This is a genomic window from uncultured Sulfitobacter sp., from assembly GCF_947497275.1.
GTDB lineage: Bacteria > Pseudomonadota > Alphaproteobacteria > Rhodobacterales > Rhodobacteraceae > Sulfitobacter.
In genome coordinates this window covers 57,415-82,183 of the sequence record NZ_CANMFS010000009.1, presented here as the reverse complement: position 1 = coordinate 82,183, position 24,769 = coordinate 57,415, and the positions used below count along the sequence as shown (strand labels likewise).

General features: G+C 61.7%; 32 protein-coding genes. 19 read left to right on the top strand and 13 right to left on the bottom strand.

What is annotated here, in order from left to right:
* Positions 1-111: 111 nt before the first annotated feature.
* The gene (locus tag Q1A06_RS16800; protein WP_299566363.1) at positions 112-525 is read right to left on the bottom strand and encodes a hypothetical protein; all 414 of its coding nucleotides are present in this window, start codon (positions 523-525) and stop codon (positions 112-114) included.
* Between the two features lie 122 nt (positions 526-647).
* Between Q1A06_RS16800 and Q1A06_RS16795 the strand changes: the two genes are divergently transcribed.
* Complete coding sequence (locus Q1A06_RS16795; protein WP_299566360.1) at positions 648-1,415, top strand: FCD domain-containing protein; 768 nt, start codon at positions 648-650, stop codon at positions 1,413-1,415.
* A gap of 59 nt (positions 1,416-1,474) precedes the next feature.
* Here Q1A06_RS16795 and Q1A06_RS16790 read toward each other — a convergent pair whose 3' ends face one another.
* The 5 genes from Q1A06_RS16790 to Q1A06_RS16770 all read right to left on the bottom strand — a co-directional run bounded on the left by Q1A06_RS16790 (position 1,475) and on the right by Q1A06_RS16770 (position 4,088).
* On the bottom strand, positions 1,475-2,035 hold the full coding sequence (locus Q1A06_RS16790) for a F0F1 ATP synthase subunit B (RefSeq protein ID WP_299566357.1): 561 nt from the start codon (positions 2,033-2,035) through the stop codon (positions 1,475-1,477).
* A 5-nt stretch (positions 2,036-2,040) separates the two neighbouring features.
* On the bottom strand, positions 2,041-2,604 hold the full coding sequence (locus Q1A06_RS16785; RefSeq protein WP_299566512.1) for a F0F1 ATP synthase subunit B': 564 nt from the start codon (positions 2,602-2,604) through the stop codon (positions 2,041-2,043).
* 83 nt (positions 2,605-2,687) lie between these two features.
* Positions 2,688-2,912 (bottom strand): F0F1 ATP synthase subunit C, encoded by a 225-nt coding sequence (locus tag Q1A06_RS16780; RefSeq protein WP_108827259.1) that lies wholly within the window; start codon positions 2,910-2,912, stop codon positions 2,688-2,690.
* Between the two features lie 58 nt (positions 2,913-2,970).
* Positions 2,971-3,729, bottom strand: coding sequence for a F0F1 ATP synthase subunit A (locus Q1A06_RS16775; RefSeq protein ID WP_299566346.1), 759 nt, complete (start codon positions 3,727-3,729; stop codon positions 2,971-2,973).
* Positions 3,730-3,749: 20 nt separating this feature from the next.
* Entirely contained in the window at positions 3,750-4,088 is a 339-nt protein-coding gene (locus tag Q1A06_RS16770) for an AtpZ/AtpI family protein (protein WP_299566343.1), read from the bottom strand.
* Between the two features lie 254 nt (positions 4,089-4,342).
* Between Q1A06_RS16770 and Q1A06_RS16765 the strand changes: the two genes are divergently transcribed.
* Positions 4,343-4,693 (top strand): metalloregulator ArsR/SmtB family transcription factor, encoded by a 351-nt coding sequence (locus Q1A06_RS16765; protein ID WP_299566340.1) that lies wholly within the window; start codon positions 4,343-4,345, stop codon positions 4,691-4,693.
* A 330-nt stretch (positions 4,694-5,023) separates the two neighbouring features.
* Here Q1A06_RS16765 and Q1A06_RS16760 read toward each other — a convergent pair whose 3' ends face one another.
* Complete coding sequence (locus tag Q1A06_RS16760) at positions 5,024-5,929, bottom strand: DMT family transporter (protein ID WP_299566337.1); 906 nt, start codon at positions 5,927-5,929, stop codon at positions 5,024-5,026.
* A complete protein-coding gene (locus tag Q1A06_RS16755) occupies positions 5,929-6,807 on the bottom strand; it encodes a LysR family transcriptional regulator (RefSeq protein WP_299566334.1) in 879 nt (292 codons plus the stop codon). The genes Q1A06_RS16760 and Q1A06_RS16755 overlap by 1 nt, the downstream gene beginning before the upstream one ends.
* Positions 6,808-7,133: 326 nt before the next feature.
* Here Q1A06_RS16755 and ffh point away from each other — a divergent pair, with 326 nt between their 5' ends.
* The 11 genes from ffh to Q1A06_RS16700 all read left to right on the top strand — a co-directional run bounded on the left by ffh (position 7,134) and on the right by Q1A06_RS16700 (position 15,213).
* Positions 7,134-8,633: a signal recognition particle protein gene (gene ffh / locus Q1A06_RS16750; protein WP_299566332.1), complete on the top strand. Its 1,500-nt coding sequence runs from the start codon at positions 7,134-7,136 to the stop codon at positions 8,631-8,633.
* Positions 8,630-8,962, top strand: coding sequence for an NIPSNAP family protein (locus Q1A06_RS16745; protein ID WP_299566329.1), 333 nt, complete (start codon positions 8,630-8,632; stop codon positions 8,960-8,962). Before ffh ends, Q1A06_RS16745 begins: the two co-directional genes overlap by 4 nt.
* On the top strand, positions 8,959-9,480 hold the full coding sequence (locus Q1A06_RS16740; RefSeq protein ID WP_299566326.1) for a GNAT family N-acetyltransferase: 522 nt from the start codon (positions 8,959-8,961) through the stop codon (positions 9,478-9,480). Before Q1A06_RS16745 ends, Q1A06_RS16740 begins: the two co-directional genes overlap by 4 nt.
* Positions 9,481-9,559: 79 nt before the next feature.
* Entirely contained in the window at positions 9,560-9,862 is a 303-nt protein-coding gene (locus tag Q1A06_RS16735; RefSeq protein WP_299566323.1) for a chorismate mutase, read from the top strand.
* 14 nt (positions 9,863-9,876) lie between these two features.
* Positions 9,877-10,278 carry a 30S ribosomal protein S16 gene (gene rpsP / locus Q1A06_RS16730; RefSeq protein WP_299566320.1) on the top strand — a complete coding sequence of 134 codons (402 nt, stop codon included), beginning with the start codon at positions 9,877-9,879 and terminating at the stop codon, positions 10,276-10,278.
* Between the two features lie 456 nt (positions 10,279-10,734).
* Positions 10,735-11,256, top strand: a complete 522-nt coding sequence (gene rimM, locus Q1A06_RS16725; protein ID WP_299566317.1) for a ribosome maturation factor RimM — start codon at positions 10,735-10,737, stop codon at positions 11,254-11,256.
* A gap of 1 nt (position 11,257) precedes the next feature.
* The gene (locus Q1A06_RS16720) at positions 11,258-12,040 is read left to right on the top strand and encodes a hypothetical protein (protein ID WP_299566314.1); all 783 of its coding nucleotides are present in this window, start codon (positions 11,258-11,260) and stop codon (positions 12,038-12,040) included.
* Positions 12,040-12,828 (top strand): hypothetical protein, encoded by a 789-nt coding sequence (locus tag Q1A06_RS16715; RefSeq protein WP_299566311.1) that lies wholly within the window; start codon positions 12,040-12,042, stop codon positions 12,826-12,828. The genes Q1A06_RS16720 and Q1A06_RS16715 overlap by 1 nt, the downstream gene beginning before the upstream one ends.
* Positions 12,825-13,622, top strand: a complete 798-nt coding sequence (gene trmD, locus Q1A06_RS16710; protein ID WP_299566308.1) for a tRNA (guanosine(37)-N1)-methyltransferase TrmD — start codon at positions 12,825-12,827, stop codon at positions 13,620-13,622. The genes Q1A06_RS16715 and trmD overlap by 4 nt, the downstream gene beginning before the upstream one ends.
* A complete protein-coding gene (locus Q1A06_RS16705; protein WP_299566305.1) occupies positions 13,615-14,361 on the top strand; it encodes a polysaccharide deacetylase family protein in 747 nt (248 codons plus the stop codon). Before trmD ends, Q1A06_RS16705 begins: the two co-directional genes overlap by 8 nt.
* Positions 14,362-14,364: 3 nt before the next feature.
* The gene (locus tag Q1A06_RS16700; RefSeq protein ID WP_299566302.1) at positions 14,365-15,213 is read left to right on the top strand and encodes a GNAT family N-acetyltransferase; all 849 of its coding nucleotides are present in this window, start codon (positions 14,365-14,367) and stop codon (positions 15,211-15,213) included.
* Positions 15,214-15,252: 39 nt separating this feature from the next.
* Here the strand turns inward: Q1A06_RS16700 and Q1A06_RS16695 are convergent, their stop codons facing one another.
* Complete coding sequence (locus Q1A06_RS16695; protein WP_299566299.1) at positions 15,253-15,495, bottom strand: YdcH family protein; 243 nt, start codon at positions 15,493-15,495, stop codon at positions 15,253-15,255.
* A 13-nt stretch (positions 15,496-15,508) separates the two neighbouring features.
* Complete coding sequence (gene ppk2, locus Q1A06_RS16690) at positions 15,509-16,390, bottom strand: polyphosphate kinase 2 (RefSeq protein WP_299566296.1); 882 nt, start codon at positions 16,388-16,390, stop codon at positions 15,509-15,511.
* A 305-nt stretch (positions 16,391-16,695) separates the two neighbouring features.
* Here ppk2 and rplS point away from each other — a divergent pair, with 305 nt between their 5' ends.
* From rplS to Q1A06_RS16670, 4 genes are all read left to right on the top strand, one after another.
* A complete protein-coding gene (gene rplS, locus Q1A06_RS16685) occupies positions 16,696-17,070 on the top strand; it encodes a 50S ribosomal protein L19 (RefSeq protein ID WP_299566293.1) in 375 nt (124 codons plus the stop codon).
* Between the two features lie 11 nt (positions 17,071-17,081).
* A complete protein-coding gene (gene rpmE / locus Q1A06_RS16680; protein WP_114273707.1) occupies positions 17,082-17,303 on the top strand; it encodes a 50S ribosomal protein L31 in 222 nt (73 codons plus the stop codon).
* 84 nt (positions 17,304-17,387) lie between these two features.
* Positions 17,388-17,741, top strand: a complete 354-nt coding sequence (locus Q1A06_RS16675) for a nuclear transport factor 2 family protein (RefSeq protein ID WP_299566285.1) — start codon at positions 17,388-17,390, stop codon at positions 17,739-17,741.
* A 121-nt stretch (positions 17,742-17,862) separates the two neighbouring features.
* On the top strand, positions 17,863-18,672 hold the full coding sequence (locus Q1A06_RS16670) for a division plane positioning ATPase MipZ (RefSeq protein ID WP_299566282.1): 810 nt from the start codon (positions 17,863-17,865) through the stop codon (positions 18,670-18,672).
* On the opposite strand, the gene Q1A06_RS16665 is transcribed toward Q1A06_RS16670, so the two are convergent.
* A complete protein-coding gene (locus Q1A06_RS16665; RefSeq protein WP_299566279.1) occupies positions 18,669-19,535 on the bottom strand; it encodes a DMT family transporter in 867 nt (288 codons plus the stop codon). The two genes, Q1A06_RS16670 and Q1A06_RS16665, sit on opposite strands and share 4 nt — an antisense overlap.
* Positions 19,536-19,730: 195 nt before the next feature.
* On the opposite strand from Q1A06_RS16665, the gene Q1A06_RS16660 reads away from it, so the two are divergent.
* The gene (locus Q1A06_RS16660; RefSeq protein ID WP_299566276.1) at positions 19,731-20,834 is read left to right on the top strand and encodes an amidohydrolase family protein; all 1,104 of its coding nucleotides are present in this window, start codon (positions 19,731-19,733) and stop codon (positions 20,832-20,834) included.
* Between the two features lie 313 nt (positions 20,835-21,147).
* Complete coding sequence (locus tag Q1A06_RS16655; RefSeq protein WP_299566273.1) at positions 21,148-22,824, top strand: ABC transporter substrate-binding protein; 1,677 nt, start codon at positions 21,148-21,150, stop codon at positions 22,822-22,824.
* A 162-nt stretch (positions 22,825-22,986) separates the two neighbouring features.
* Here the strand turns inward: Q1A06_RS16655 and Q1A06_RS16650 are convergent, their stop codons facing one another.
* On the bottom strand, positions 22,987-23,355 hold the full coding sequence (locus Q1A06_RS16650) for a helix-turn-helix domain-containing protein (RefSeq protein ID WP_299566270.1): 369 nt from the start codon (positions 23,353-23,355) through the stop codon (positions 22,987-22,989).
* Positions 23,356-23,451: 96 nt separating this feature from the next.
* Positions 23,452-24,768 carry a TRAP transporter large permease gene (locus tag Q1A06_RS16645; protein ID WP_299566267.1) on the bottom strand — a complete coding sequence of 439 codons (1,317 nt, stop codon included), beginning with the start codon at positions 24,766-24,768 and terminating at the stop codon, positions 23,452-23,454.
* Between the last annotated feature and the right edge of the window lies 1 nt (position 24,769).

Sequence of the window (24,769 nt, the reverse complement as noted above, 5' to 3'; positions counted from 1 at the left end):
TTGGCGCGTGATTCTCGATTGGCCGTCAGCGTTGCGGTTTCGGCGGCCTCGTGTCAACCGCCAGACACAACAGACAGCATGACACGGCAAGTTATCCCCAACATATTGCGGTTACAGCGGCGCGCAATCCAACGCGACAGTGCTACCCCCCAACGCCCCAAGGGCGGAACCGGTAACAGTTGCGCAAGCCAGCCCTGCAGGTGCACCCCCTGCAGGACGACGCCGATTCTTGCCGCAGTCAAGAATCCCCGTTGCCTGCGCCTGATCGCCGCGCACCTCACGCACTTCACAACCGCTGACCATCGCCATCGCCCGCGCCGCCCGCGCGCGGATCGGACCAAAGCGGGGGGCGTATTCGGGAGTGGTGCGGATCGCCTCGGCCAATTCATCGCGCACGCGCACATCGAAGGTCGACCCATCTACGGTCACTGTCGTAGCGGGCAGGCCGCGAAAATCCGGCCCCGCCGTGTTGCAGGCGGCGGTGAACAAACATAGGGCGAGGCTTGCGACGGTGACGCGGTGCATGAAACGAGTGTTCAGGTCTTTCGTTAACACTTCGTGAACGGCGCGGCCTCATGCGCAATCGTGGGCAGCCTTGATGAACCGCCGAACCGGTCATATAAATTGACCAATACAGAGGACCCGCCATGCCCTTCCGTCCCGTCAGCCCCGAAAAACTCTCTGCCGCCGTTGTCCGGCAGGTCGAAGAGTTGATCCTGCGTGGTATCCTGCGCCCCGCAGAGCGGCTGCCCTCCGAGCGTGAATTGGCCGAACGGCTGGGCGTCTCGCGCCCGTCCCTGCGCGAAGCCATCGCGCAGTTGCAAAGCACGGGCCTGCTGACCACGAAACCGGGCGCCGGCGTCTATATCGCGGATGTCCTCGGCTCGGCCTTTTCGCCCTCGCTGATCGCGCTGTTCGGTCGCCACGAGGAGGCCGCGATAGACTATCTGTCGTTTCGCCGCGACATGGAGGGGCTGGCCGCCGAACGTGCCGCACGGCTGGGATCGGACACCGATCTGCAGGTGGTCAGCACCGTGTTTCACAAGATGGAAGCAGCCCACGGCACCGCCACTCCCGAAGAAGAAGCCGCGCTTGATGCGCAGTTTCACATGGCCATCATCGAGGCGAGCCACAACGTCGTGATGCTGCACATGATGCGGTCCATGTACGAACTGCTGCGCGGCGGCGTTTTCTACAACCGCCAGGTCATGTTTCGGCAGCAGACCACCCGGTCCGTTCTGCTCGAACAACACCGCGCCATTCACGACGCGCTTATGGCCCGCAACGCCGACGCGGCGCGACAGGCGGTGGAGGCGCACATGGGCTTTGTCGAACGCTCACTTCTGGATCAACAGCGCGCGGACCGTCACGAGGAAATTGCCCGCCAACGGCTCGATCACGAGATAAAAGGCTAGCCCCGAACCAAAAAACCCCGACGCAGGCGCCGGGGTTTTCTAGATCGAGTTTTTGCGGCTTAGTGAAGCTTGGCGTCAACCTCGGCGATGCCCGCATCAATCAGCTTGTTGCCTTCGGCCGCGGTCATCTGCTTGGCCAGCACATCACGTGCGGCGGCAATGGCAATGGCAGCGGCCTGATCGCGGACTTCCTTGATCGCGGCAGCTTCCGCAGACCCGATCTGCTCTTCCGCGGCGGCCATGCGACGGTCCACCGATTTGCGCAGGTCATCGCGGGCTTTCTCGGCAGCGCCCGCCGCTTCTTCCTTGGCCGTCGCGACGATGCGGTCGGCCTGTTCCTGCACGTCCTTCTGCTTGCGCTCGTAAGAGGCCAGCAGCGTCTGTGCATCCTCGCGCAGCTTGCGCGCTTCTTCGAGTTCGGATTTGATCCCGTCCGCACGCTTGTCCAGCATCCCCGCCAACAGGCTTGGCACGTTGAAATAGAACAGAACCGCGATGAACAGAAGGAACGCCAGCAACACGATGAAATCGGTGTTGGAAAGCGAGAAGAACACGTCGCCAGCCGCGAAAGCGGGCGTCGCGGCAAGCAGAGCGGCGATGGATGTCAGTGTGAAACGCATATCACTTATCCTTTCATCCGGGCGGTCACAGCGGCATTGACGGCTTTGGCATCCGCCTCGCCCCCGAGCACTGCGATGATTTCTTTTGCGGTATCCTTGGCGACCGTTTTCACGTTCTCCAACGCACCGGCGCGGATTTCGGCGATGGCTTTCTCGGATTCGGCGGTCTTGGCGGAAATCTCGGCATCCGCCTTTTCGATCGCCACGTCCAGATCGCCCTGAATATCGGCCTGTGCGGCTGCAATGATGCGCTGCGCCTCGGCGCGGGCATCCAGCAACGCCTGGTCATAGGCCGCTTCGGCATCGACTGCCTTGGCCTTCAGATCCTCGGCGGCGGCGATATCGTTGGTAATGCTGCCCTGACGTTCCGCCAGAATGGCAGCGATGCGCGGCAGGGCCACGCGTGACAGGATGAAATAGATTGCGATAAGCGCGACCACGAGCCAGAAGATCTGGTTTCCCCAAGTGGAGAAATCCAGCTGTGGCATACCGGCATTGCCGTCAGCCGAATGCTCGGCCACGCCTACGGCGTCCGCCAGACCATCGCTGTGTGTGGTTTCAGTTGCCATCATGGCCTCCTGTCAGAACATTCAATCCAATGGGCGATGCACGCTGCGCACCGCCCAATGCGTAAGGAATAAAAGTCGGACGCTTAGACGGCGAACATCAGCAGCAGGGCGACGAGGAACGAGAAGATCCCCAGAGCTTCTGCGAAAGCGATACCGATGAACAGTGTTGCAGTCTGCGATGCAGCTGCGGAGGGGTTGCGCAATGCGCCTGCCAGAAAGTTGCCGGCCACGTTGCCGACACCGATCGCGGCTGCGCCGGAACCGATTGCTGCCAGACCTGCGCCGATGTGTGCGAGTTCGCCTTCCATGTGAATTCTCCTTACGATTGGAAGTTGAGTAGATAGGGCGGAAATGCTCCCGCCGTCGTTAGTGACCTGGATGCAGTGCGTCCTTGAGGTACACGCATGTCAGAATGGTGAAAACATAGGCCTGGATGAAGGACACGAGGACCTCAAGGCCGTACATCGCCGTGATCGCGACGACTGAAACGGGGCTGATGACTGCAATCGCGGCAAAGCCCGCGAACACCTTGATCACCGCGTGACCCGCCATGACGTTGCCGGCAAGACGAATGGAGTGGCTGACCGGACGCACGAAATACGAGATCAGCTCGATGATCGCCAGAACAGGGCGCAGTGCCAGGGGCGCGGAAGCCACCCAGAACAGACCGAGAAAAGCAGCACCGTTCTTGATAAAACCCAAAATCGTCACGGTCAGGAACACCGCCATCGCCAGAACGACCGTCACCGCAAAGTGGGACGTGGGCGTGAACGCCGTCGGGATCAGACCAAGAAAGTTCGCGCAGACGATGAACATGAACAGCGTCATGATGTAAGGGAAATACTTGACCCCCTCCTTGCCGCAAATGTCTTCGACCATCTTGTAGACGAAGCCATAGGCAAGCTCGGCAATCGATTGCATCCGGCCCGGAACGACCGCGCGCTTGGAGGTGCCCAGCACCAGAATGGCGAACACCGCCAGCACCGCAAGGCCAGTCCACAACGCCGCGTTGGTGAAGGTGAACCAGCTTACGATACCGTCACCGCCCAGCGGGCTCACGATGAACTGGTCCATCGGGTGAAAGACCAGACCGCCTTCTTCCGCGCCTTGTGCTTCTGTTGCCATCTCAGGGCCCCTTCACTCTGTCACCCGTTGTTGGGTGGATTGTTCTCGTCGGCAGGCTCATCCAACCGCTTGTCCTGCATCTCCTGCGCGGAGCGCAGCATCGTCTTCACACCCGCCGCAAGACCCAGCATCACGAACAACACCATGAATATCGGCAGGGTGCCAAACAGCAGATCCAGCCCGTATCCGATGCCGAAACCGATCCCCAGACCGGCCACGAGTTCGATCACCATGCGCCAGGCCATATTGGCCTGCGAGTAGTGCTCATCCGCGCGGGGCTTGGGCGCAAGGGTGCCTCTCGCCGCAGCAATCCGCGCCTCGATCGCTTCCATTTCTTTCTTGCGATCGTGGTCTTCCATGCGCATGCCCCGTTGGGATGTCTTGCGCAGTAGCTACTGCGCGGGCACGGCGGAGTCAACGCAGGGGTTTTCGCATGTAACTCCATGATATTTAACAATTTCAAAAATGCCGCTTCGGGCAAATCGGCGCAGATCCTCGATATTCGCACCCGATGAGCCCGCTGTGCTTATTCAACCATCCGGTTGAGAATTGTCTGTGCACCCCCGTGGGGGCCGCTTCCCTTGACCCCGCGCAGACGCTAATACGGATCAACATGATCGCTTCGCTGGACACCACATTTTCGGCCCTTGCCGACCCGACGCGCCGCGCCATCCTCGCGATGCTGCTCGAAGACGATATGGCCGTGACGGACGTGGCCCACCCGTTCGACATGTCGCTCGCGGCGATCTCGAAACATCTCGGCGTTCTGACGGCGGCGGGCCTGATCACTCAGGAAAAACGCGGTCGTGTGAAATGGTGCAAGCTCGAACCGGACGCCCTGCGCGCGGCATCGGTTTGGATGCAGGGGTTCGGGCAATTCGAGCCCGTGAACCTCGACGCCTTCGAACGCTTTCTCAAGGCCGAACTGCCGGATCGCGACACCCCCACGGACCTCGGCGGCTGAAAGAAAACGGGAGCGGCCAAACTGGCCACTCCCGTCTTCGTTTATTCTACGTCAGTAAGCTTGTGTCAGAGTACGAATTGAACAATTGCCAAAACAATTACGACAAGGCCGACAAGATAAATGATGCCACGCATGGTATTCTCCTTCTGATATTATTCAAAAACTCAAGACCGGGGTCAAACAACCCCAAGCAGACGCAGGATAAAGATCACGACGACCACGAGGCCGACTATATAGATGATACTGCGCATGTAAGTGTCCTTCGAGCTTATTGACTTGCTGACTAACGCGAGCTTACACGATCCGGTTCCCGAACGCGTGAATTATATTTCAAGCCGCACGATGGTCCCTCGCCGCGTCATCGTCGCGCAGCAGCAAAACCAGCGCGGTAATGGTCAAAATGACACCTCCCGTGATCAGAAGCGGCGGTAACCCGTGGCCCAGCGCCGCTTCCCATCCGATCACCCAACTGGGAACCAGATAGGTATAGGCCATCACCTTTGCGCTTGGCAGCCGCAGGGTGGCGAACTGCAACAGCACAAAGGTCGATGCACTGGCCGCAAGCGCGACATAGAGAATCGTCAACCAGACCAGCGGTCGAAGATTGCTCCAGTCCGTCGCCCGGATGTCGGACCATCCCGCCACCACCAAAAGCACCGCCCCCGCGATCAGCGTGCCGAAGGTGAACTGTACGGCGCTTTCGCCTCTGTTGAGCAGCCGCACCATCGGCGTATAGATCGCGTGCGATATGCAGCCGACGAAAAACACCGCCTCGCCCCGCCCGACCGCGAAGGCGAGAAAAGCGGACCAGTCGGCGCGGAAGATCACCCACAGCGCCCCGATCCCGCCGATCCCCAGCGCAAGCGCCATGCGCGCGGTGATCCGCTGCCTCAGAAGGAACAGGGCGAAGACAGCCGCCATCGCAGGCACCAGCGTAAAAACCGCCGCCGAACTCACCGGCGGCGCGGTCTTCAGCCCCTCGAACATCAGCACAAAGTACACCGAAAAGAACCCGCCGAGCACCAGATAGCGCCAGGGCGCCGCGAACGTGCGGCGGGAAACCCCCTGCGTTGCGAAGGCAACGGCGCCGACGGCCAGCCCGGCAATCACGAACCGCACCGCGTTCAGCGCAAGCGGGGCGATGTCATTGGCCACCATCGCGCCGAGCGAGAAAGAGCCCGCCACCAGCGCGGAAAAGACCAGCATCGCCAGATGTCCCTGGGTCTGCGGCGTCATCAGAACGATTCCGCTGTGACGTTGGCCTTGAGAAACCGTACCAGGGCCTGAACCTTGTTCGTGCGGTGCAAATCCACATGCGTCACGATCCACAAGGACGACGACCATTCAGCTCTTGGCGGGGCTACCTCCACCAGTTCCGGTGTCTGCGCCGCTTCGGACCGGCCCGCAAATCCGATACCGGCACCGGCGATCAGCGCGTGATGCAAAGCGCGGAAGTCATCGCTGCGAAACACGACCTTCTCACGCGGCACCGCATCGCGCAGCCACCTGAAATAGGGCGCGCGGCTGTCAATGTCTTCGGGGCCGATAAACCGATGGCGCGCATAATCCTGCGGTGTATGCGGCAAGCCGTGCTTCGCAACGTAAGCGCGTGTCGCGTACAGACCCACCGCCTGCTCGGTCAGCATCTGAACCACGTTGTCGGGCTGGTCAGGGGACGGCCCCGCGCGCAGCGCCACATGCGCTTCGCCGTATTCCAGCCTGAACAACCGGTCGCCAGTCAGGTACCGCACGGTGACATCGGGATGCTCCTCCTGGAACGCCGCGAGTATCGGCGCGATCTGCCGGCTCAGCATCATCAGCGACGTCACTACCAGATCGCCGGACACATCCGTCCCGTGCCCCTTGATCCGGCTGAGAAGCTGGCCGAACTGATCGTCCGTCGCCTCCGCCACCCGCATCAGATCCTTGCCCGCCTCTGTCGCGTTATAGCCGCGTGCATGGCGCTGGAACAGTTTGACGCCCAACCGCGCCTCAAGCGCGTCAATGTGACGGATCACCGTCGCGTGATGCACCCCAAGCGCCTCCGCCGCGCCGCTGACAGTGCCCAGACGGGCCACCTGAAACGCAGTTCTGACCTCATCCCAGTTTTCCATCCGCATTCCATCCTGCACATCCCGGCGTTCATGTGCACCGTTCCACATATAACGGCGAAATTCGTGCTTTGTGTGAAATTCTGCAAGGTATATTTCACCATCGGCCCCGATCCCCCTGCCCCGGTCATCCCGGTGCCCCACCGGTTGACAGCCGCCCGCCCGCCCGCTAAACGCAGCCCATATCCCGGAAGCCAGACTTCCGGTCCTGACACCGGTTCAGGATCGCCCCCCGTCAGCGTCATACGCCCACGGGGGCATTTGTGCATTTGAGCGGGGGTTCCTACATTGGGAACATCCCGCAACCGACGACGAAAGGGCCACCGCCCATGTTTGAGAATCTCAGCGAACGCCTTTCCGGTGTTTTCGACCGCCTGACAAAACAGGGCGCGCTGTCCGACGAGGACGTAAAGACGGCCCTGCGCGAAGTCCGCGTCGCCTTGCTGGAGGCGGATGTGTCGCTTCCCGTGGCGCGTGATTTCGTCAACGCGGTGCAGGAAAAGGCAACCGGACAGGCCGTCACCAAATCAATCACGCCGGGTCAGCAGGTCGTGAAGATCGTGCACGACGCGCTGATCGACGTGTTGCGCGGCGAAGGGGAGCCCGGCGCGCTCAAGATCGACAGCCCCCCCGCCCCGATCCTGATGGTCGGCCTGCAGGGTGGCGGTAAAACCACGACCACCGCCAAGCTGGCAAAACGGCTCAAGGAAAAAGACGGCAAGCGCGTGCTGATGGCCTCGCTCGACGTGAACCGCCCCGCGGCGATGGAACAGCTGGCGATTCTGGGGCTCCAGATCGGCGTCGACACTCTGCCCATCGTCAAGGGCGAAAGCCCCGTGCAGATCGCCAAGCGCACCAAAACGCAGGCGAGCCTTGGCGGCTATGACGTCTACATGCTCGACACTGCCGGCCGTTTGTCCATCGACGAAGAACTGATGGCGCAGGTCGAGGCGGTGCGCGACGTGGTCACCCCGCGCGAGACGCTGCTGGTGGTCGACGGCCTGACCGGTCAGGACGCCGTGCAGACCGCGCAGAACTTCAACGACCGCATCGGCATCTCCGGTGTCGTGCTGACCCGCATGGACGGCGACGGGCGCGGCGGTGCTGCGCTGTCGATGCGCGCCGTCACTGGCCAGCCGATCAAATACGTGGGCCTGGGCGAAAAGATGGACGCGCTCGAGACGTTCGAGCCGGAGCGCATCGCGGGCCGCATCCTCGGCATGGGCGACATCGTGGCTCTCGTTGAGAAAGCACAGGAAACCATCGAGGCCGAACAGGCCGAAAAGATGATGAAGCGCATGGCGAAGGGTCAGTTCAACATGAACGACCTCAAGATGCAGCTTGAGCAGATGATGAAGATGGGCGGCATGCAGGGCATGATGGGCATGATGCCCGGCATGGGCAAGATGGCCAAGCAGATGGACGATGCCGGCATCGACGACAAAATCCTCAAGCAGCAGATTGCCCTGATCCAGTCCATGACGAAAAAAGAGCGCGCCAACCCCGGACTGCTTCAGGCCAGTCGCAAGAAACGCATCGCCAGGGGCGCGGGGCTTGAGGTGTCCGACCTCAACAAGCTGATGAAGATGCAGCGCCAGATGTCGGACATGATGAAGAAGCTCGGCAAGGGCAAGGGCGGCATGACGAAAGCCGCGATGAAGCAGATGATGGGCGGGGGCGCAAAAGGAATGGGCGGCATGGATCCTGCGGCGATGGCGCAGGGCATGGACCCCAAGGCACTCGAAGCCGCAGCCAAGCAAATGGGCGGCAAGCTGCCCGGTGGCATGGGCCTGCCGTCCGGCCTCAGCGGATTCGGCAAGAAGAAATGATCTCCTGTACTGTCAGATACGAAATTGACCCGGACAAATTGCCGGAGTTCGAGATCTACGCGAAAGCGTGGATACATCTCGTCAAGAAACTCGGCGGAACGCACCACGGCTATCACATGCCGTATGAGGGTCCGAACGACATCGCCTATTGCCACTTCTCGTTCGCCTCACTGGCCGATTACGAAGCCTACCGTGCGCGGATGTGGGAAGACCCCGAGTGCATCCGCGCCTACGACCACGCCAAACGCACCAAATGCATCCGCCGCTACGACCGCTCGTTCACCAAGCCGATGTTCGACGGCGCAACCGTGGATGACCTCGGCCTGTGACTGACTATTCCGACATTCCGGTGGTCGAAACGGCGCGTGTACGGCTGCGCGCGCCCAAGCTCGGCGATCTGCCTGCGCTGACCGCGTTCTACCAAACGGACCGCAGCCATCTTGTCGGCGGTCCCATGGACGCGCGCGCGGTCCATCGCGCGATGCTGTCGACGATCGGCAGCTGGGCGCTGCGCGGCTACGGCATGTGGCATATCGCCGATCTGGAAACCGACGCCTATCTGGGGGCTACGGGTATCCTCTTTGCGCCGGGTTGGGATGAGCCCGAACTGGGGTGGCATGTGATCGCCAAAGCCGAAGGACGCGGCATCGCGCACAACGCCGTGCAGGCCGCGCGCACCTACGCCGCAGACCGGCTTGGCCTCGATGGCGTCATCAGCTACATCGCCCCCGACAATGCGCGCTCAGCGGCTCTCGCCCGCCGGCTCGGGGCGACTTTGGAGCGTGAGGATATGCTTCTGGACCATTCCGTACATGTCTACCGCCACCCGGTGGACATCACTGCATGATTTGCACAAATGTCATACGCCCGGTGCACAGATTGTGTACAGCCGGTGCACAGCCCGAAATCGCCGCAGGGAGCCACCGATGACCGACGCCACAACCCGCGCCGCCGAGGTGCTGCGCGAGCACCGCGCCAGCATCGACCGTCTCGATGCGATCCTCGTATACACGCTGGGCGAGCGGTTCAAACACACGCAGGCCGTGGGGAAACTCAAGGCCACGCACGACCTTCCCCCGTCCGATCCGGCCCGCGAAGCGGACCAGATCGCGCGGCTCGAAGATTTGGCGAAACGCGCGGATCTCGATCCCGAATTCGCCAAGAAGTTTCTCAACTTCATCATCGCTGAAGTGATTCAGCACCACCATCAAATCCAAGATAAAACCTGAAGGAACTCAATACCATGTCCATGAAAATTCGTCTCGCCCGTGGCGGCTCCAAGAAGCGTCCGTTCTACCGCATCGTCGCCGCCGACAGCCGTATGCCCCGCGATGGCCGCTACATCGAAAAGCTCGGCGTTTACGCACCCCTGCTGCCGAAAGACAGCGAAGACCGCGTGAAAATGAACGTCGAGCGGGTTCAGTACTGGCTTGACCAGGGCGCCCAGCCGACCGACCGCGTACAGCGGATGCTGGAAGCCGCAGGCGTCCGCGAAAAGACCGAGCGCAGCAACCCGAACAAGGGAACGCCCGGCAAGAAAGCACAGGCCCGCGTTCAGGAGAAAGCCGACAAGGCCGCTGCCGCAGCCGAAGCCGCCAACGCCCCCGCCGAGGACGCACCTGCGGACGACGCAACCGCAGAATAACGCATTTGACAGATCCGGCATGAAGGCGCTCGCTTCGCGACGCTTTCATGCCGTGCCGGTGGAAATGCTGCGCCGACTGTACGGCACTGTCCAGCAATGAAGCAACCGGGTAAGGGCAGGCTCTTTCTGGGGCTGGCCTTGTCCTCCCGCCCCTCCCGGAGCAAAGGGTGCCGGCACTTCTCGCGCATGCGCTTCGCACGGCTCGGTCCCGAGAAACGCCATTGCTTGCCTTTGCCTCGGCTGGCCGTGCAATGTACCCTTAGGACAAAGGCCGCGAAGCGCGTGCCGCTCTGTATATTTAGGAACACGGATGTTTCGACTGCTAAAATTTCTGTTCGAACCGGTTATCGGTGGGGTCCGTGGATTTCAGCTCAGCATGGCGCCGGTGCACGGTGAATGTGCGGCGCGCGAACGCCGATGGACAGGGCCGGTCTGCGTGACTTCGGAGGTGTATCAATGAGCGAGAGCCAGATCTGCGTCGGTGTGATCTCTGGTGCCTACGGCGTTCACGGTGAACTGCGCATCAAGAGCTTTTGCGCGGTTCCCGAAGACATCGAAACCTACTCCCCGCTCAGCGACGAAAGCGGTACCCGCAGTTTTGCTCTTGCGATCATCAGACCGATCAAGAACGGCTTTTCCGCCCGCATTGCCGATGTGTCCACCAAGGAAGAGGCCGACGCCCTGCGCGGCACACAGCTGTTCGCGCGGCGCGAACAACTGCCATCGCTGCCTGATGACGAATTCTACCACGCCGACCTGATAGGGCTGGATGTGTACGACACCGGCGGCCAACTGCTGGGTCGGGTAAAGACCGTGCAGAACCACGGCGCGGATGACCTGCTGGAGGTGCAGTTGACCGGCGGCTCGGCGACGACTTTCCTGCCCTTCACCAAGGCGGCTGTGCCGACCGTCGATCTGGGCAGCCGACGCCTCATCGCCGATCCCCCTGAAGGCATCCTGCCGCAGGACAAGGGCTGACGTGACCCGGATCATTGTCCATGCCGGCTTTCACAAGACGGGCACCACCAACCTGCAACAGACCCTGCGCGCCAACCGCAAAGTCCTTGCGCCGCATCTGCGGCTGATCCTGCGCCCCGGTATGACGGCTCTCTGCGAAGCAGCACGCGGGTACAGCCGCACCCTGCAGGACATCGATCTGGGCCTTGTTAAATACGAGGCGGCGCTGCTGGCCGAAGGTTTCGCGGCAGAGCCCGCACCGGCGGTCTTCCTCTCATCCGAAGACCTCTGCGGACACATGCCGGGGCGTCACGGCATTCGGACCTATGCTGCCGCCCCGCATCTGATGCGCGCGCTCGCTGTCGCCTTCCGCGCGGCGTTGCCCCGGAGCGAGGTGAGCTTTTTCTTCACCACGCGCGCGCGCGATGCGTGGCTACGCAGCTGCTACGCACAGCATCTGCACGCCAGCAAAATGGCGCTAGATGAGCACGGCTATGTCAAACGGTTCAAAAGCTCGGCGGATCTCGACGGAATCCTGGATGCGATCAAGCGCGAAATCTCAGATCACGCGGTTGTCGATACCGGCATCGAAGAACACGCGGATCGCGCTTTCGGTCCCGCCGAAGCCGTGCTCGATCTCCTCGGCATCACTCTCGAGATTCGCGCGACGCTGGTGGCGTCGGAACGCAAAAATACCACTCCCGACGCGGCGACACTGACCCGTCTGCTGGAACTGAACCGGTCCGATCTTGAACCCACTGCCCTGCGCGATGCCAAGCGCGCGTTGTTGGCGGGACACGCCTGATGCCGCGCCGCATCGTCATCCACGCAGGCTTCCACAAGACTGGCACATCGACAGTCCAGCAAGTGCTGCGCGCCAACCGCAAGGCGCTGATGCCCGCGCTGGCCCTGCGCCTGAAGGGCCAAATGACCGAGCTGATGCACGCAACGCGCGGTTATTCGACCTATGGGACCGACGCAGCACTCGACAAGGTGGGCCGCCGTTTCGACGCGCTGCTGGCAGGCCTGCCCGGTATGCCGCGCCGGACACTGCTGCTGAGCGCCGAGGAGCTTTCGGGTCACATGCCCGGACGCGGCTCGCTGGTCACATACGAAGCAGCCCCGGTGCTGAGCTATCTGTTCTGGGAACGCGCAAAGGCGGCCTATCCAGAGGCCCCTGTGATCTTCTGTTTCTCCACCCGCGCGCCGGAGGCGTGGCTGCGCTCGGCTTGGGCCGAGCATGTGAAATCCTCCGCCATGACCCTTGATTTCAAGACGTTTTGCGATCGTTATCCGCGGGCACCCGCACTTGACGGTATCGTGCAGGATGTCACCAGTCGCGTTCCGGCCCCCGTGCACAGTTACCGTCTCGAAGACTGCGCGACACTGCCGCTTGGCCCGGCGGATCCGGTCCTTGATCTATGTGACATTCCCGCCGAAATCCGGCACACGCTGATCCCGCAGCCGCCGCAGAACACGCGCGTCAGCGATGATACCCTTGCCGCGTTGCTGGACGCGAACCGCAGATACCGCGACCGCGAAACCCGTGATGCCGCGAAGAGCGATATCCTATCGAAAGGTCCCCAGGCATGAGCAGCCCGTCCCGATCCCACGGCAAGCAGCGCGTGACCCCGACCCTGAAACCGCGCGCGTTGATGCAGGACGTACCGGACTATGCAACCGCGTGGCAGGTCCATGTGATCACCCTCTTCCCCGAGCTTTTCCCGGGTGTGCTGGGCGCGAGCCTGACCGGGCGCGCCTTGAACGAAGGGCGCTGGCAATTGCACACCCATGATCTGCGCAGCTTTGGCCTGACCAAGCACCGCAACGTCGATGACACGCCTGCAGGGGGCGGCGCGGGCATGGTGCTGCGCGCGGACGTTGTAGGGCCGGCCATAGAGGCGGCGCAGACCTACGCGCAGGGCCGCTGGCCCATTCTGTACATGAGCCCGCGCGGCAGGCGTTTCGATCAGGCGATGGCGCAGGATCTGGCGGGCTGTCAGGGCGTTACCATGCTGTGCGGGCGTTTCGAAGGCGTGGACGAGCGGGTGATCGAGCACTACGGCGTCACCGAAATCTCACTCGGCGATTTCGTGATGACGGGCGGCGAGCTGGCCGCACAGGCAATGATCGACGCGACGGTGCGGCTTCTGCCCGGTGTTCTGGGCAATGCCGAAAGTGCTGTCGAGGAAAGCCATTCCGCCGGGCTGTTGGAGCATCCTCAGTACACCAGACCCGCAGAATGGCAGGGCCGCGCGATCCCGCCGGTGCTGATGTCGGGCAACCACGCCGAGATCGAGAAATGGCGCCGAGAGATGTCGCGCGAACTGACGCGCACGCGCAGGCCGGATCTGTGGGCGGCGCATGAGGCAAAAAGGGATGGCTGACTGGGCCGGGCTGGACGCTGAATTGGCGCTGTGGCGTACGGCTAGGCTGACGCCACGGCTGTGGTGGCGTGACGACGATGCACAACGGGTCACTCCGCAACTGGAAACGTTGCTGACCCTGTCGGACGCATACGAGGTCCCCGTGCACCTGTCGGTCATACCGCAAGGTCAAAGCCCCGATCTGGCGCCGCGCCTGCGCGATGCGGCGCGCGTCCATGTGCTGCAACACGGGTTCGCCCACATCAATCACGAACCCAAGGGCAGCCCGGCGTCCGAGGTCGGCGTCACGCGTGCGTTGGAGCTGCAAGCCGAGGACTTGCGACGCGGGTGGGATATGCTGGAGGAAGCCCGAATGCCCGGTCTGCTGCCCGCGTTCGTACCGCCCTGGAACCGGATCGGCGATGCGACGCGGCGACGACTACCCGATTTGGGGTATGGTTTCTTGTCTACCTTTGTGGGGCGCGGCGATGACACGCCGGTGGCGGGACTGGTCCAGATCGACGCGCATCTGGATCCGATCCGCTGGAAATACGACCGCGTGTTTCGCGGTACCGACAAGATGTTGACCATGCTTTTGGATCACCTGTGCCACCGCCGGGTCACAGCCCCCACCCAGCCCGTCGGGTACGTGACGCATCACTTGCAGACGAACGACGCGGTCTGGGCGTTCACGCAGGCGCTCTTTGCGCGCACGCGCGGTCTGTGGATGACCGTTCCCGACATGCAGTCGAAGGGGTGATCCGTGGTTGACATTACATTCGCCCTGCCCATCCAGCGCGCGGAGGTCGAGGCTTTCATGGGTGACGCTTTTCCGCGTGCCAAATGGGGCGCTGACGGCTGGACCCGTCTGCTGGCCAATCGGTGGGGTGGCGCACGGGGCGAATTTGCCGTCACCGCGCGGGACGGGGGGTCGTTGGTTGGCGTGTTGGGCATGAACGACAGCCTGCGTCACACGCCGCGCGGGCTCAGGCGTTACCGCAACCTGTCGTCTTGGTACGTGCTGAAATCCCATCGCGGCATGGGGATAGGAGAGGCGCTGATGCGCACGGCCATGGCCGACCCCGAAGTCACCTCGACCAACCTGACGAGTGCGAAAGCCGCGCTGCCTCTGGTGGACCGGATCGGGTTCAGGGTGCTGGATGCAAACCGGCTCGTGTGGCGGCACGGCGGCTTCGCGCCCCTGTCCCACACGCTATCTCCGCTGGGCGACGCCGATTTGAACGCGGTGGACAGCCAAGTTCTGCGCGACCATGCGGACCTGAACCTCAAGCCGGTGGTTATCGAGACTCCCGGCGGGCCGCTGACGTTGGTGCTTTCGGTGAAACAGAAGGTCGATGAATATGTGACCCATGAGGTCGTCTATGTCGGCCAGCCGGATCTGTTGGCCCGGCATGGGCAGGCCGTGGCCGATACGCTTCTGCCGCCCGATGCGGCCATCTTCAGCGTCGACAGCCGTTTGGCCAGGGGCGCACAGCCCGATACGGTCGAAGCGATAGAAGTGCCGCGGTTCTACAAGGGCGACAGCCTACTGCCCTCCGAGATCGACCACATGTATTCTGAAGTCGTGCTGATGGATATGAAGCTGTACTGACGCCGCCCCCCGACCAGCGCCGGGAGGCGGCGATCAACGCTACGCCTGTTCGCGCAGATAGGTGGCGATCTCGTCTTTCAGCGCCAGACGCTCGCGGCGCATCTGCTGCATGTTGTCGTCACTTGTCGGCTCGACGTCCGTTTCCGCGCGGTGAATTGCGCGGTTGACGGTGTGATAGCTTTCGGAAAGCTTGGCGAAGTGGCTGTCGGACTGGCGCAGGTCGGCCATCTTCTCGACTTGCTTCGGAAATTCCTCGTTCAGTTCATGCGGGGTGTGTGACATTCGGTGTTCTTTCTTAACTTTTGCGTGTTTTGGGGTGAAGGGAAGTGGCCAGAATGTGCTGCGACTCTTGCAACAACGTGTCTGCCTGGTGAAAAATCCTGGCGTCCGGTTTGCGCGCGACCGTGTGGTCCTTGTCCGGGTACTCCAGTTGCGACAGGAAGTGGCGCATGCAGGTGATCCGCGCGCGTTTCTTGTCATTTGACCGGATGACGGTCCAAGGCGCATCCGCCGTATCGGTATAGAAAAACATCGCCTCTTTCGCTTCGGTGTAATCGTCCCATTTATCAAGGCTCGCGCGGTCGATCCGCGACAGCTTCCACCGCTTGAGCGGGTCGGTTTCACGCGCCGCAAACCGCTGCTTTTGTTCCTCACGAGTCACGGAGAACCAGTATTTGAAAAGGCGGATCCCGCTGCGGGTCAGCATGCGCTCGAACTCCGGCGTCTGGCGCATGAATTCCAGATAATCGGACGGCGCGCAAAAATTCATCACCCGTTCGACGCCCGCCCGGTTGTACCAGGAGCGGTCATACAGAACCATCTCGCCGGACGTGGGCAGGTGCTTGATGTATCTCTGGAAAAACCACTGCCCGCGTTCCTCGTCCGTAGGTTTGTTCAGGGCCACGACCCGCGCGGCCCGCGGGTTGAGGTGTTCGGTGAACCGTTTGATCGTGCCGCCCTTGCCTGCGGCATCGCGCCCCTCGAACAGCAGAACGAACTTTTGACCCGTTTCCTGGATCCAGTGCTGAACCTTCAACAATTCCACCTGCAAGGCCGCCTTCTCCGCTTCGTAGGTCTTGCGGGGCAACTTGGTCTTGTAGGGGTACTCGCCCTGCTCGAACCCGACAATCCGGGCGCCGCGCTCTTGGCTGCCCCGTTCTTTTGACGTGTCGGCCATGGCCCCCCCTTTTCTCTCTCCATCGACGTCGGCTTCTACCCCGCCCTGACCGCAGCACGCCTTGATGTGGATCAAGAGGTGGCAGCAGAGATTCAACGCTTGATCCGCGCCGGTATCAGACCTATACGCGCAGCAATCCGGCGCTGTGCGAACGCGGCTCCGGACCTTTGCCCTATGGGTAAAACAAGCGAACGATGATTCTATCTTCGGTGGGCCGCTGCGGCAGGTCCGGGACACAGACCGAAGCTCTTGGATCGGCAAAACAACTTCGTGGCATACCACGAGCATCATAGGAGACGCATCAGATGAACCTGATCGCACAGATCGAGGCGGAGCAAGTCGCCGAGCTCGACAAGAAAATTCCGGATTTCCGCGCCGGTGACACCATCCGCGTCGGTTTCAAAGTGACCGAAGGCACGCGCACCCGTGTGCAGAACTACGAAGGTGTCTGCATCAGCCGCAAGAACGGCAAGGGCATCGCCGGTTCTTTCACGGTCCGCAAGATCTCCTTTGGCGAAGGTGTGGAGCGTGTTTTCCCGCTGCACTCGACCAACATCGACGAGATCACCGTTGTCCGCCGTGGCCGCGTACGCCGCGCCAAGCTGTATTACCTGCGCTCGCGCCGTGGTAAATCCGCGCGTATCACCGAGAACGCGCACTACAAGCCCCTCAAAGCGTAAAGGTCAGACAGATGAAAGCCGATACACATCCCGAATACCACACCATCAACGTCAAGATGACCGACGGCACCGTGGTGGAAATGAAATCGACATGGGGCAAGGAAGGCGACCAGCTGTCGCTTGACATCGACCCCTCCGTACACCCCGCGTGGACCGGTGGCACCAGCCGTCTGATGGACACCGGCGGCCGCGTGTCGAAGTTCAAGAACAAATATGCCGGTCTGGGTTTCTAAGCCCTACTTTACGAACTGGTATGAGAGGCGCGCTCCATTCGGGTGCGCCTTTTTTCATGCGCCTTGAGCGTTTAGGCTGTATCCATGTTGTCCGATAAGAAACTGCACGACGCGATACTGGCCTGTGAAACGCAGGTCTGGAAGGCCCTGGTCAGCGGTGATCGCGACGCAGATGACGCCGCCCTGCATTCGACGTTTCTGGGTGTCTATCCGGATGGGTTCGCGCCCAAGGCAGACCATCTGGCGCAACTGGACGCCGGACCAAGTGTGCTCTCCTACCGTTTGTCGCACATCCATGTTCACCCTCTTGGCGCGGGTCATGCCATGATCAGCTATCGCACCCAATTCCGACGCATCGCGCGCAGTCAAGATGAAACGATGTATGTCTCGTCGATTTGGCAGCGCAACGGTTCCGGTTGGACGAATATCTTCAGCTAGGACACCCCCGCTCAGCCGAAGGATTAGCCGACGCTCCGCACTTCCCAAACGGTCAAACCCCACATATAGTGCGATCAACAATATCCTGTGTAAACACAGGCCGGACAGAGGGACATTGGGCATGGCGCACATCATCGTCGTCGGAAACGAAAAAGGCGGGGCCGGTAAATCGACCGTATCCATGCATGTGGCGACAGCCCTTGCACGTATGGGCCACTCGGTCAGCGCGCTTGATCTGGATCTGCGGCAACGCACATTCGGGCGCTACGTCGACAACCGGCTGTCTTTTCTCGCGGAATCCGGTCTCGATCTGCCAAGCCCGAAATGTCACGAATTGCCCGAAATCGACGCGAGCGCGTTGCAACCGGGTGAAAACGTGTACGACCATCGGCTGTCCGCCGCCGTGGCCGAGCTTGAACCCAGCAATGATTTCATCCTGATCGATTGTCCGGGATCACACACCCGGCTGAGCCAGGTCGCCCATTCGCTGGCCGACACTCTGATCACGCCACTCAACGACAGCTTCATCGATTTTGATCTGCTGGCCCACACCGACGCCTCCGGAGACAAGATCACCGGCCCCTCGGTCTATTCCGAGATGGTCTGGAACGCGCGCCAGCTGCGGTCGCAGGCCGGGCTGCCGGCGATCGACTGGGTCGTGGTGCGCAATCGCCTGGGCGCGCAGCGCATGGTCAACAAGGACAAGATGGAGCGCGCGATCCAGAACCTGTCCAAGCGTATCGGCTTTCGCATCGCACCCGGCTTCAACGAACGGGTGATCTTCCGCGAGCTGTTTCCGCGCGGCCTGACCCTGCTGGATCTCAAGGACATCGGCGTCAAACAGCTTAACATCTCCAACATCGCGGCGCGGCAGGAATTGCGCGACCTGATCAAGGCACTGAATTTGCCGGGGGTCGACGCGGACTTCTAAGCGCGTCCGCGCCGCCGCATCAGAACGTAGAGGTTGGATGCGAACAGTGCCCCCAGCACCACCGCGCCGCCCAGTATGGCCCAAGGGCCCGGATCCTCGCCCAGGACGCCCCAAACCAGCAGCGGTGCGCAGACGCTTTCAATCAGCACCAGCAATGACACCTCCGCGCTGGTGATAAAGCGCGGTCCAAGTGCGAGAAAGATCGAGGACAGAGCGATGAACCCGGCATGCGCGGCAAGAAATGGGATGTCCGCGGCCGCGACGCTGAACGGTGCGGCGAAGGGCAACAGTGCGGCAGCAACCACGACGTAAGCCATCGGAACCATCGCGACCATCGGCACATTCCGCACCCGCCGCGCGGCGGTCAGCCCGGCGGCGAACAATGCCGACACGCCCAGAGCCATCAGATCGCCGGTGATCGACGCGCCCTGTGTCTGGCCCGAGCCGTAGGCGATGATGCCAAGGCCAAACGCGACCGCCGCGATGGTCAGCAGCATCCGGCGACTGATCGGTTCCGCCAGAAATAACCGGCTGAAAATCATCGCAAACACCGGCATCGCGGCGATGATGAACACCACATTGGCCACAGAAGTATGTGCGACGGCCAACACGAACAGCGCCCCGCTGAGCCCCGTACCGGCACCGAACACCACGCCTGCCCATCCTGTCGAAAGCACAGCCCGAAACGGGGCGGTGCCACGCCATAGGTAGAGTCCCAGCGCGATGAGGACGGCGGAGTTGAGCAAGCGCCAGAAGGCGATCGTCAGAGGATCTGCTGCGATCAATCGCACAAACAGGCTGTCCGGCACGACGCACAGAACGCCCAGTACCGTCAGAAGAATCCCTTTCGATTGCATGGTCATGCAACAGAGGTGACCGCTTTTGTCGGTGGCGTAAAGGCGTTGGGTACTCGACTGTGCCTCGATGCGCCCTACCCTTTTACAAGGACCCGACCAAGCGAGCCGATTGAAATGGAAGATATCTTGATTCCCCGCAGTCTCCTGCGCGACCCGGACCGCTTTGGGGGCACGCGAGAGGGTGATTGCCAACGCGGCGCTTTGACCATTGAACGCGGCACCGCCGTCCGCCTGCATTCGAGCGCGCGCACAGACACCCCCCAGATGCTGCTGCCCGCGCTGACAGAGCCGCATTGCCATCTCGATAAGTGTCACACAATCGCGCGGATGGGGCCGGTCGCGGGCGATCTGAGGGCCGCAATCAATGCCCAGTCGAAAGACCGCGAAGGCTGGACCGAGGAAGATGTGCGCCGCAGGGCCGGGCACGGATTGGCACAGGCCCGCGAGGCCGGATGCGGCGCGTTGCGCAGCCATGTGGATTGGGGCGACAGCGCGCAGGCACCGCTCGCCTGGGAGGTTTTGCGCGAACTTGGTGAGGATGCACCCGAAATCACGCTCCAGCTGTCCCCGCTCATGGGGATCGACCGGATGGCCGACAAGGCGTTCTGCCATGACGTGGCGCGACAGGCGTCAGCGGCACACGGCGCCCTCGGGGCGTTCGTGCTGGACCACGACCGTGTGGACGAAGGCCTGCGCAATATGATCAATGCCGCGGAGACCCTTGGTCTGCCGCTCGATTTCCACGTCGACGAGGGGCTGGGCGATTTCAACGGGCTCGAACGGATCGCCGACGCGATCCTGAACGCCCAGTTCCAGGGTCCGGTACTGTGCGGCCACGCCGTGAGCCTGATGGACCGGGACCCAGACAGCGTTGCGCGCATCGCAGATAAACTGATGCGGGCGGCGATCGCCGTGTGCGCGCTGCCGACGACGAACCTGTACCTTCAGGACCGTCGCAAGGGCACGCCGGAGCGACGCGGCATCACCCGACTGCGCGAATTGCGCACGGCGGGGGTGCGGGTGCTGACCGGCTCCGACAACGTCGGGGACGCGTTCTGTCCGATGGGTCAGTTCGACCCGATGGCGGCGTTGCACATCGCCGCGCTGACGGCCCATCTGGATCCGCCGATGGGGGACTGGCTGCCGATGATTACCACCCACGCGCGCGAAGCGATGGGCCTAGATCCGCTGTGGGTGGATGGCGCACCGCTGGACGGGTTGAGGCGGGGAGCCGCCCCCGATACCTGCGCACTTGTCGCCGGGCGTACGCCGCTGCACTGCCTGCCCGTAGCAGGTTCGGCATGAGCGGATTTCGGAGGGCGCAAACCGCTGCGACAACCGCCAGCGCGCGTCCCGCGCCCCAGCTGTTCCCGAACGACCGTATTCCGACAAGCATCCGTTTGAGAATTTTTGGTTTTTTCGTTGGGGTTGACGCCATTGGGGATACGTCTGATCATCTCAACCTACTCAGACCCGACCGGTCACATCCGTGCGACCAGGAAAGACGAGAACAAGCAAAAAATGCAGGCCAACCTGCAATCACCGTGACCCGAATGTTCGGGTCTTTGTGGCACAACGCTAAGAAGCGCACCGCCACTGCACAACAGAGAGGAAGACAATGAATTTCACCACACGCACCGGCAAACCGCTCCCGCAATCCGTACTCGACAGCGCCGAAGCGGCGAAAGCCGATCCAGTAAATCGCCGCGAATTTCTCGCCGTTGCGAGCGCCTTTGGCGCCACGACGGCGACCGCCTATGCGATGATCGGCATGGCCCCGCCGGCACAGGCGGCAAACCACACGGACAAGAAGATGGGCGGCACCGTGCGCATGCAGATGGAAGTCCGCGCGTTGAAAGACCCCCGCACATTCGACTGGTCGCAGATCGCCAACTTCACGCGCGGCTGGCTGGAGTATCTCGCGATCTACGAAAACGACGGCACATTCACGCCTGCCCTTCTGGAAAGCTGGGAGATCAACGACAATGCGACGATCTATACCCTGAACGTCCGGCAGGGCGTGAAGTGGAGCAATGGCGACGATTTCACCGCGCAGGATGTCGCGCGCAACATCGAAGCATGGTGCGACAAGTCGGTTGAAGGCAATTCGATGGCGGGGCGTTTCGCGACCCTGATCGACGAGGAAAGCGGCAAGGCCATCGACGGCGCGATCGAAGTGGTCGACGACCACACGGTCAAACTCAACCTGCCTGCCTCCGACATCACGCTCATTGCCGGCATGGCGGACTACCCTGCCGCGATCGTGCACAGCAGTTTTTCAGTCGATAATATGCTCGACAACCCGGTCGGCACCGGCCCTTATGTACCGGAGACGCTCGAAGTCGGCGTCAAGGGCGTGCTGGTGAAGCGCCCCGATTTCGAATGGTGGGGCACCGAGGTGTTCGGCGGACCCTACATCGACCGGCTTGAGTACATCGACTACGGCACCGACCCTTCCGCATGGATCGCTGCCGCCGAAGCCGAAGAGGTCGACGCGTTCTATTCCATGGAAGGCGATTTCATCGACATCCTGTCGGGCCTCGACGGGTGGGTCGAAAACTCCATCGCAACCGCCGCGACAATCGTGATCCGTCCGAACCAGTTGGCCGAAGTGGATGGCATGCGCCCCTACGAGGACTCCCGTGTGCGCCGCGCGCTGACGATGGCAACGGACAACTCCATCCTTCTGGAACTTGGGTATGCCGGACGCGGTATCGTCGCTGAAAATCACCATGTTGGCCCGATGCACCCCGAATATGCGGAAATCCCTGCGCCGGTCGTGGACCCGGAAGGTGCACGCGCATTGATGGAAGAAGCTGGAATGCTCGATTTCGAGCATGAACTGATCTCCATTGACGACGCGTGGCGTAAGGATACCACCGACGCCGTCGCAGCACAGCTGCGCGATGCGGGAATCAAGGTGAAACGAACGATCCTGCCCGGCTCCACCTTCTGGAACGACTGGACGAAGTATCCGTTTTCCTCAACCAACTGGAACCACCGCCCTCTTGGGGTCCAGATCTGGGCGCTGGCCTACCGTTCGGGCGAGGCATGGAACGAATTTGGCTGGTCGAACCCCGACTTTGACGCTTTGCTTACCGAAGCATTGGCAACGGCTGACGTGACCAAGCGCAAGGACATCATGGCGCGCGGCGAGAAGCTGATCCAGGAAGAAGGCGTGACGATTCAGCCTTACTGGCGGTCGCTCTACAACCACACCCGCGAGGGTCTAACCGGTGCGGAACACCATATCAGTTTTGAATACTATCCGACACGGATGGCTTGGACATCCTGATCCGCTGACATTGCGAAAGCACCAGAGGAAGGGCCGCGCCAGCCGCGGCCCTTTTCAGGTTCGCCGGGTCCTTGCAAGTCTCTGTAGTGAAAAAGTCAGATCTTGAAGGTACAGCCGCAGATAACCGCGCCCATGCGCGGCGGCCCGAACAAACAGGCTTGGTTAAGCCGACGGTCGAGCGTCGCGGGGCGCGTTCAGCAGCTTCTTGACCTCATGACGCGTATTGGACGGCGCGGTCTCGTAAAGCGCCGCGATCTCCTGCGCCTCGCGGTCGACCGCAAGGTTCGGCACGATCAGGGCGTGCATCGGGACACCAAGCGCCTGCGCCACCCGCTCAAGCAGCGATACCGAAATGTTGCCCTTACCCGCTTCGAGCTGCGCAAGATAGCGTTGCGAGATATTCGATTTTTCCGAAAGAACACGCCGCGACATGCCTTTGGCATCCCGCACATCACGCAGCCGCCGCGCCAGACGCCCGATCAGCGCGCTTGGATCTTCGCATGTACCGCGTGTTTGAATGGTTCTGCCCATACAGCGGAAATAGGCCGCGCGCGGCGCCTGACAACGACAGTGAAAAAAAATTTCGCGCCCGGTTGGAACTTTTTCGTCATTCATACGTAAGGGCAATCAGGCAATCAAAAACAGCGTGATCGACGGAAACGCGACGAGCAGGACAACCCGGACAATATCCGATCCGACGAAAAACAGAACCGCCTTGTAGGTGTCGATCATAGCCGTCTCCCGGTCCATCGAATTTATGATGAACAGGTTCATCCCCACCGGCGGCGTGATTAGCCCCACCTCGACAACGATCAGGACGAGGATACCGAACCAAATTGCGACATGTTCCGCGCTCATCCCGAACTCCATCGCCGAGATGACGGGGAAAAAGATCGGGACCGTCAAAAGGATCATCGACAGGCTGTCCATCAGGCACCCGAATACCAGATAGAAAAGCAGGATAATGCTGAGCACCAGCAAAGGGCTATAGCCTTGCGTGACCACCCAGTCGGCCATGAATTGCGGCACCCCCGACAGGGCCAGAAATCCGTTGTAGAAGCCCGCGCCCAGCACGATGAAGAAGATCATCGCTGTGGTGCGTGCCGTACCCAGAAGGCTTTCTTTGAGAACCTGCCAGTCCAGAGCGCGCGACAGCAACGCCACCAACCCGGTGCCCGCAGCCCCGATCGCGGCCCCCTCGGTCGGGGTGAACCACCCCAGATAGATGCCGCCGACCACCACAAAAAAGATCACCAGCACCGGCCACGTCTTGCTCAAAGCGGCGAAACGCTCGGCCATGGGCACTGCGGGTCGGGTGCCCGCCGCGTCGGGATACAGCCGGACGTAGATCGAAATCGTGATGATATAGCCAAGCGCGGCAAGGATGCCGGGAATGAAGGCCGCGAGAAAAAGTTTCGCGATATTCTGCTCGGTTAGGATCGCGTAGATCACCAGAATGACCGACGGAGGGATGAGAATACCAAGAGTGCCACCCGCCGCCAGCGTCGCGGTGGAGAACCCGCCGGAATAGCCATAGCGGCGCAGTTCCGGCAGGGCCACTTTCGACATCGTAGCGGCCGTCGCCAAAGACGAGCCGCAAATCGCCCCAAAGCCCGCACATGCGCCCACCGCGGCCATCGCGACACCGCCGCGCCGGTGGCCAAGAAAGCTCTCGGCGGCGCGAAACAGCGCCTGCGACATCCCCGACAGGGTCGCGAACTGCCCCATCAGCAGGAACAGCGGAATAATCGTCAGCGAATAGCTTGAGAACGTCGTGTAGGTTTCCGATTTGAGCTTGGCCAGCAGCGGCGCGGGATTGCCGCCCATCGCCATGAACCAGCCTCCGAAGCCGCACAACAGCATTGCGAGGCCGATAGGCGCGCGCAGGAACACCATAAGCAGCAGAACAGGAAAGGACCAAAATCCAAGCTCAAGATTGCTCATG

What these genes read in the sequence shown, in the direction of transcription:
- Q1A06_RS16645 (WP_299566267.1), bottom strand. Translation starts at nt 24,768, where the DNA reads ATGAGCAATCTTGAGCTTGGATTTTGGTCCTTTCCTGTTCTGCTGCTT.
- Q1A06_RS16755 (WP_299566334.1), bottom strand. Translation starts at nt 6,807, where the DNA reads ATGGAAAACTGGGATGAGGTCAGAACTGCGTTTCAGGTGGCCCGTCTG.
- Q1A06_RS16800 (WP_299566363.1), bottom strand. Translation starts at nt 525, where the DNA reads ATGCACCGCGTCACCGTCGCAAGCCTCGCCCTATGTTTGTTCACCGCC.
- Q1A06_RS16770 (WP_299566343.1), bottom strand. Translation starts at nt 4,088, where the DNA reads ATGGAAGACCACGATCGCAAGAAAGAAATGGAAGCGATCGAGGCGCGG.
- Q1A06_RS16775 (WP_299566346.1), bottom strand. Translation starts at nt 3,729, where the DNA reads ATGGCAACAGAAGCACAAGGCGCGGAAGAAGGCGGTCTGGTCTTTCAC.
- rpsP (WP_299566320.1), top strand. Translation starts at nt 9,877, where the DNA reads ATGTCCATGAAAATTCGTCTCGCCCGTGGCGGCTCCAAGAAGCGTCCG.
- Q1A06_RS16745 (WP_299566329.1), top strand. Translation starts at nt 8,630, where the DNA reads ATGATCTCCTGTACTGTCAGATACGAAATTGACCCGGACAAATTGCCG.
- Q1A06_RS16705 (WP_299566305.1), top strand. Translation starts at nt 13,615, where the DNA reads ATGGCTGACTGGGCCGGGCTGGACGCTGAATTGGCGCTGTGGCGTACG.
- trmD (WP_299566308.1), top strand. Translation starts at nt 12,825, where the DNA reads ATGAGCAGCCCGTCCCGATCCCACGGCAAGCAGCGCGTGACCCCGACC.
- Q1A06_RS16715 (WP_299566311.1), top strand. Translation starts at nt 12,040, where the DNA reads ATGCCGCGCCGCATCGTCATCCACGCAGGCTTCCACAAGACTGGCACA.
- Q1A06_RS16785 (WP_299566512.1), bottom strand. Translation starts at nt 2,604, where the DNA reads ATGGCAACTGAAACCACACACAGCGATGGTCTGGCGGACGCCGTAGGC.
- Q1A06_RS16655 (WP_299566273.1), top strand. Translation starts at nt 21,148, where the DNA reads ATGAATTTCACCACACGCACCGGCAAACCGCTCCCGCAATCCGTACTC.
- Q1A06_RS16760 (WP_299566337.1), bottom strand. Translation starts at nt 5,929, where the DNA reads ATGACGCCGCAGACCCAGGGACATCTGGCGATGCTGGTCTTTTCCGCG.
- Q1A06_RS16695 (WP_299566299.1), bottom strand. Translation starts at nt 15,495, where the DNA reads ATGTCACACACCCCGCATGAACTGAACGAGGAATTTCCGAAGCAAGTC.
- ffh (WP_299566332.1), top strand. Translation starts at nt 7,134, where the DNA reads ATGTTTGAGAATCTCAGCGAACGCCTTTCCGGTGTTTTCGACCGCCTG.
- Q1A06_RS16790 (WP_299566357.1), bottom strand. Translation starts at nt 2,035, where the DNA reads ATGCGTTTCACACTGACATCCATCGCCGCTCTGCTTGCCGCGACGCCC.
- rplS (WP_299566293.1), top strand. Translation starts at nt 16,696, where the DNA reads ATGAACCTGATCGCACAGATCGAGGCGGAGCAAGTCGCCGAGCTCGAC.
- Q1A06_RS16765 (WP_299566340.1), top strand. Translation starts at nt 4,343, where the DNA reads ATGATCGCTTCGCTGGACACCACATTTTCGGCCCTTGCCGACCCGACG.
- Q1A06_RS16780 (WP_108827259.1), bottom strand. Translation starts at nt 2,912, where the DNA reads ATGGAAGGCGAACTCGCACACATCGGCGCAGGTCTGGCAGCAATCGGT.
- Q1A06_RS16665 (WP_299566279.1), bottom strand. Translation starts at nt 19,535, where the DNA reads ATGACCATGCAATCGAAAGGGATTCTTCTGACGGTACTGGGCGTTCTG.
- Q1A06_RS16675 (WP_299566285.1), top strand. Translation starts at nt 17,388, where the DNA reads ATGTTGTCCGATAAGAAACTGCACGACGCGATACTGGCCTGTGAAACG.
- Q1A06_RS16650 (WP_299566270.1), bottom strand. Translation starts at nt 23,355, where the DNA reads ATGGGCAGAACCATTCAAACACGCGGTACATGCGAAGATCCAAGCGCG.
- rimM (WP_299566317.1), top strand. Translation starts at nt 10,735, where the DNA reads ATGAGCGAGAGCCAGATCTGCGTCGGTGTGATCTCTGGTGCCTACGGC.
- Q1A06_RS16795 (WP_299566360.1), top strand. Translation starts at nt 648, where the DNA reads ATGCCCTTCCGTCCCGTCAGCCCCGAAAAACTCTCTGCCGCCGTTGTC.
- Q1A06_RS16670 (WP_299566282.1), top strand. Translation starts at nt 17,863, where the DNA reads ATGGCGCACATCATCGTCGTCGGAAACGAAAAAGGCGGGGCCGGTAAA.
- Q1A06_RS16735 (WP_299566323.1), top strand. Translation starts at nt 9,560, where the DNA reads ATGACCGACGCCACAACCCGCGCCGCCGAGGTGCTGCGCGAGCACCGC.
- rpmE (WP_114273707.1), top strand. Translation starts at nt 17,082, where the DNA reads ATGAAAGCCGATACACATCCCGAATACCACACCATCAACGTCAAGATG.
- ppk2 (WP_299566296.1), bottom strand. Translation starts at nt 16,390, where the DNA reads ATGGCCGACACGTCAAAAGAACGGGGCAGCCAAGAGCGCGGCGCCCGG.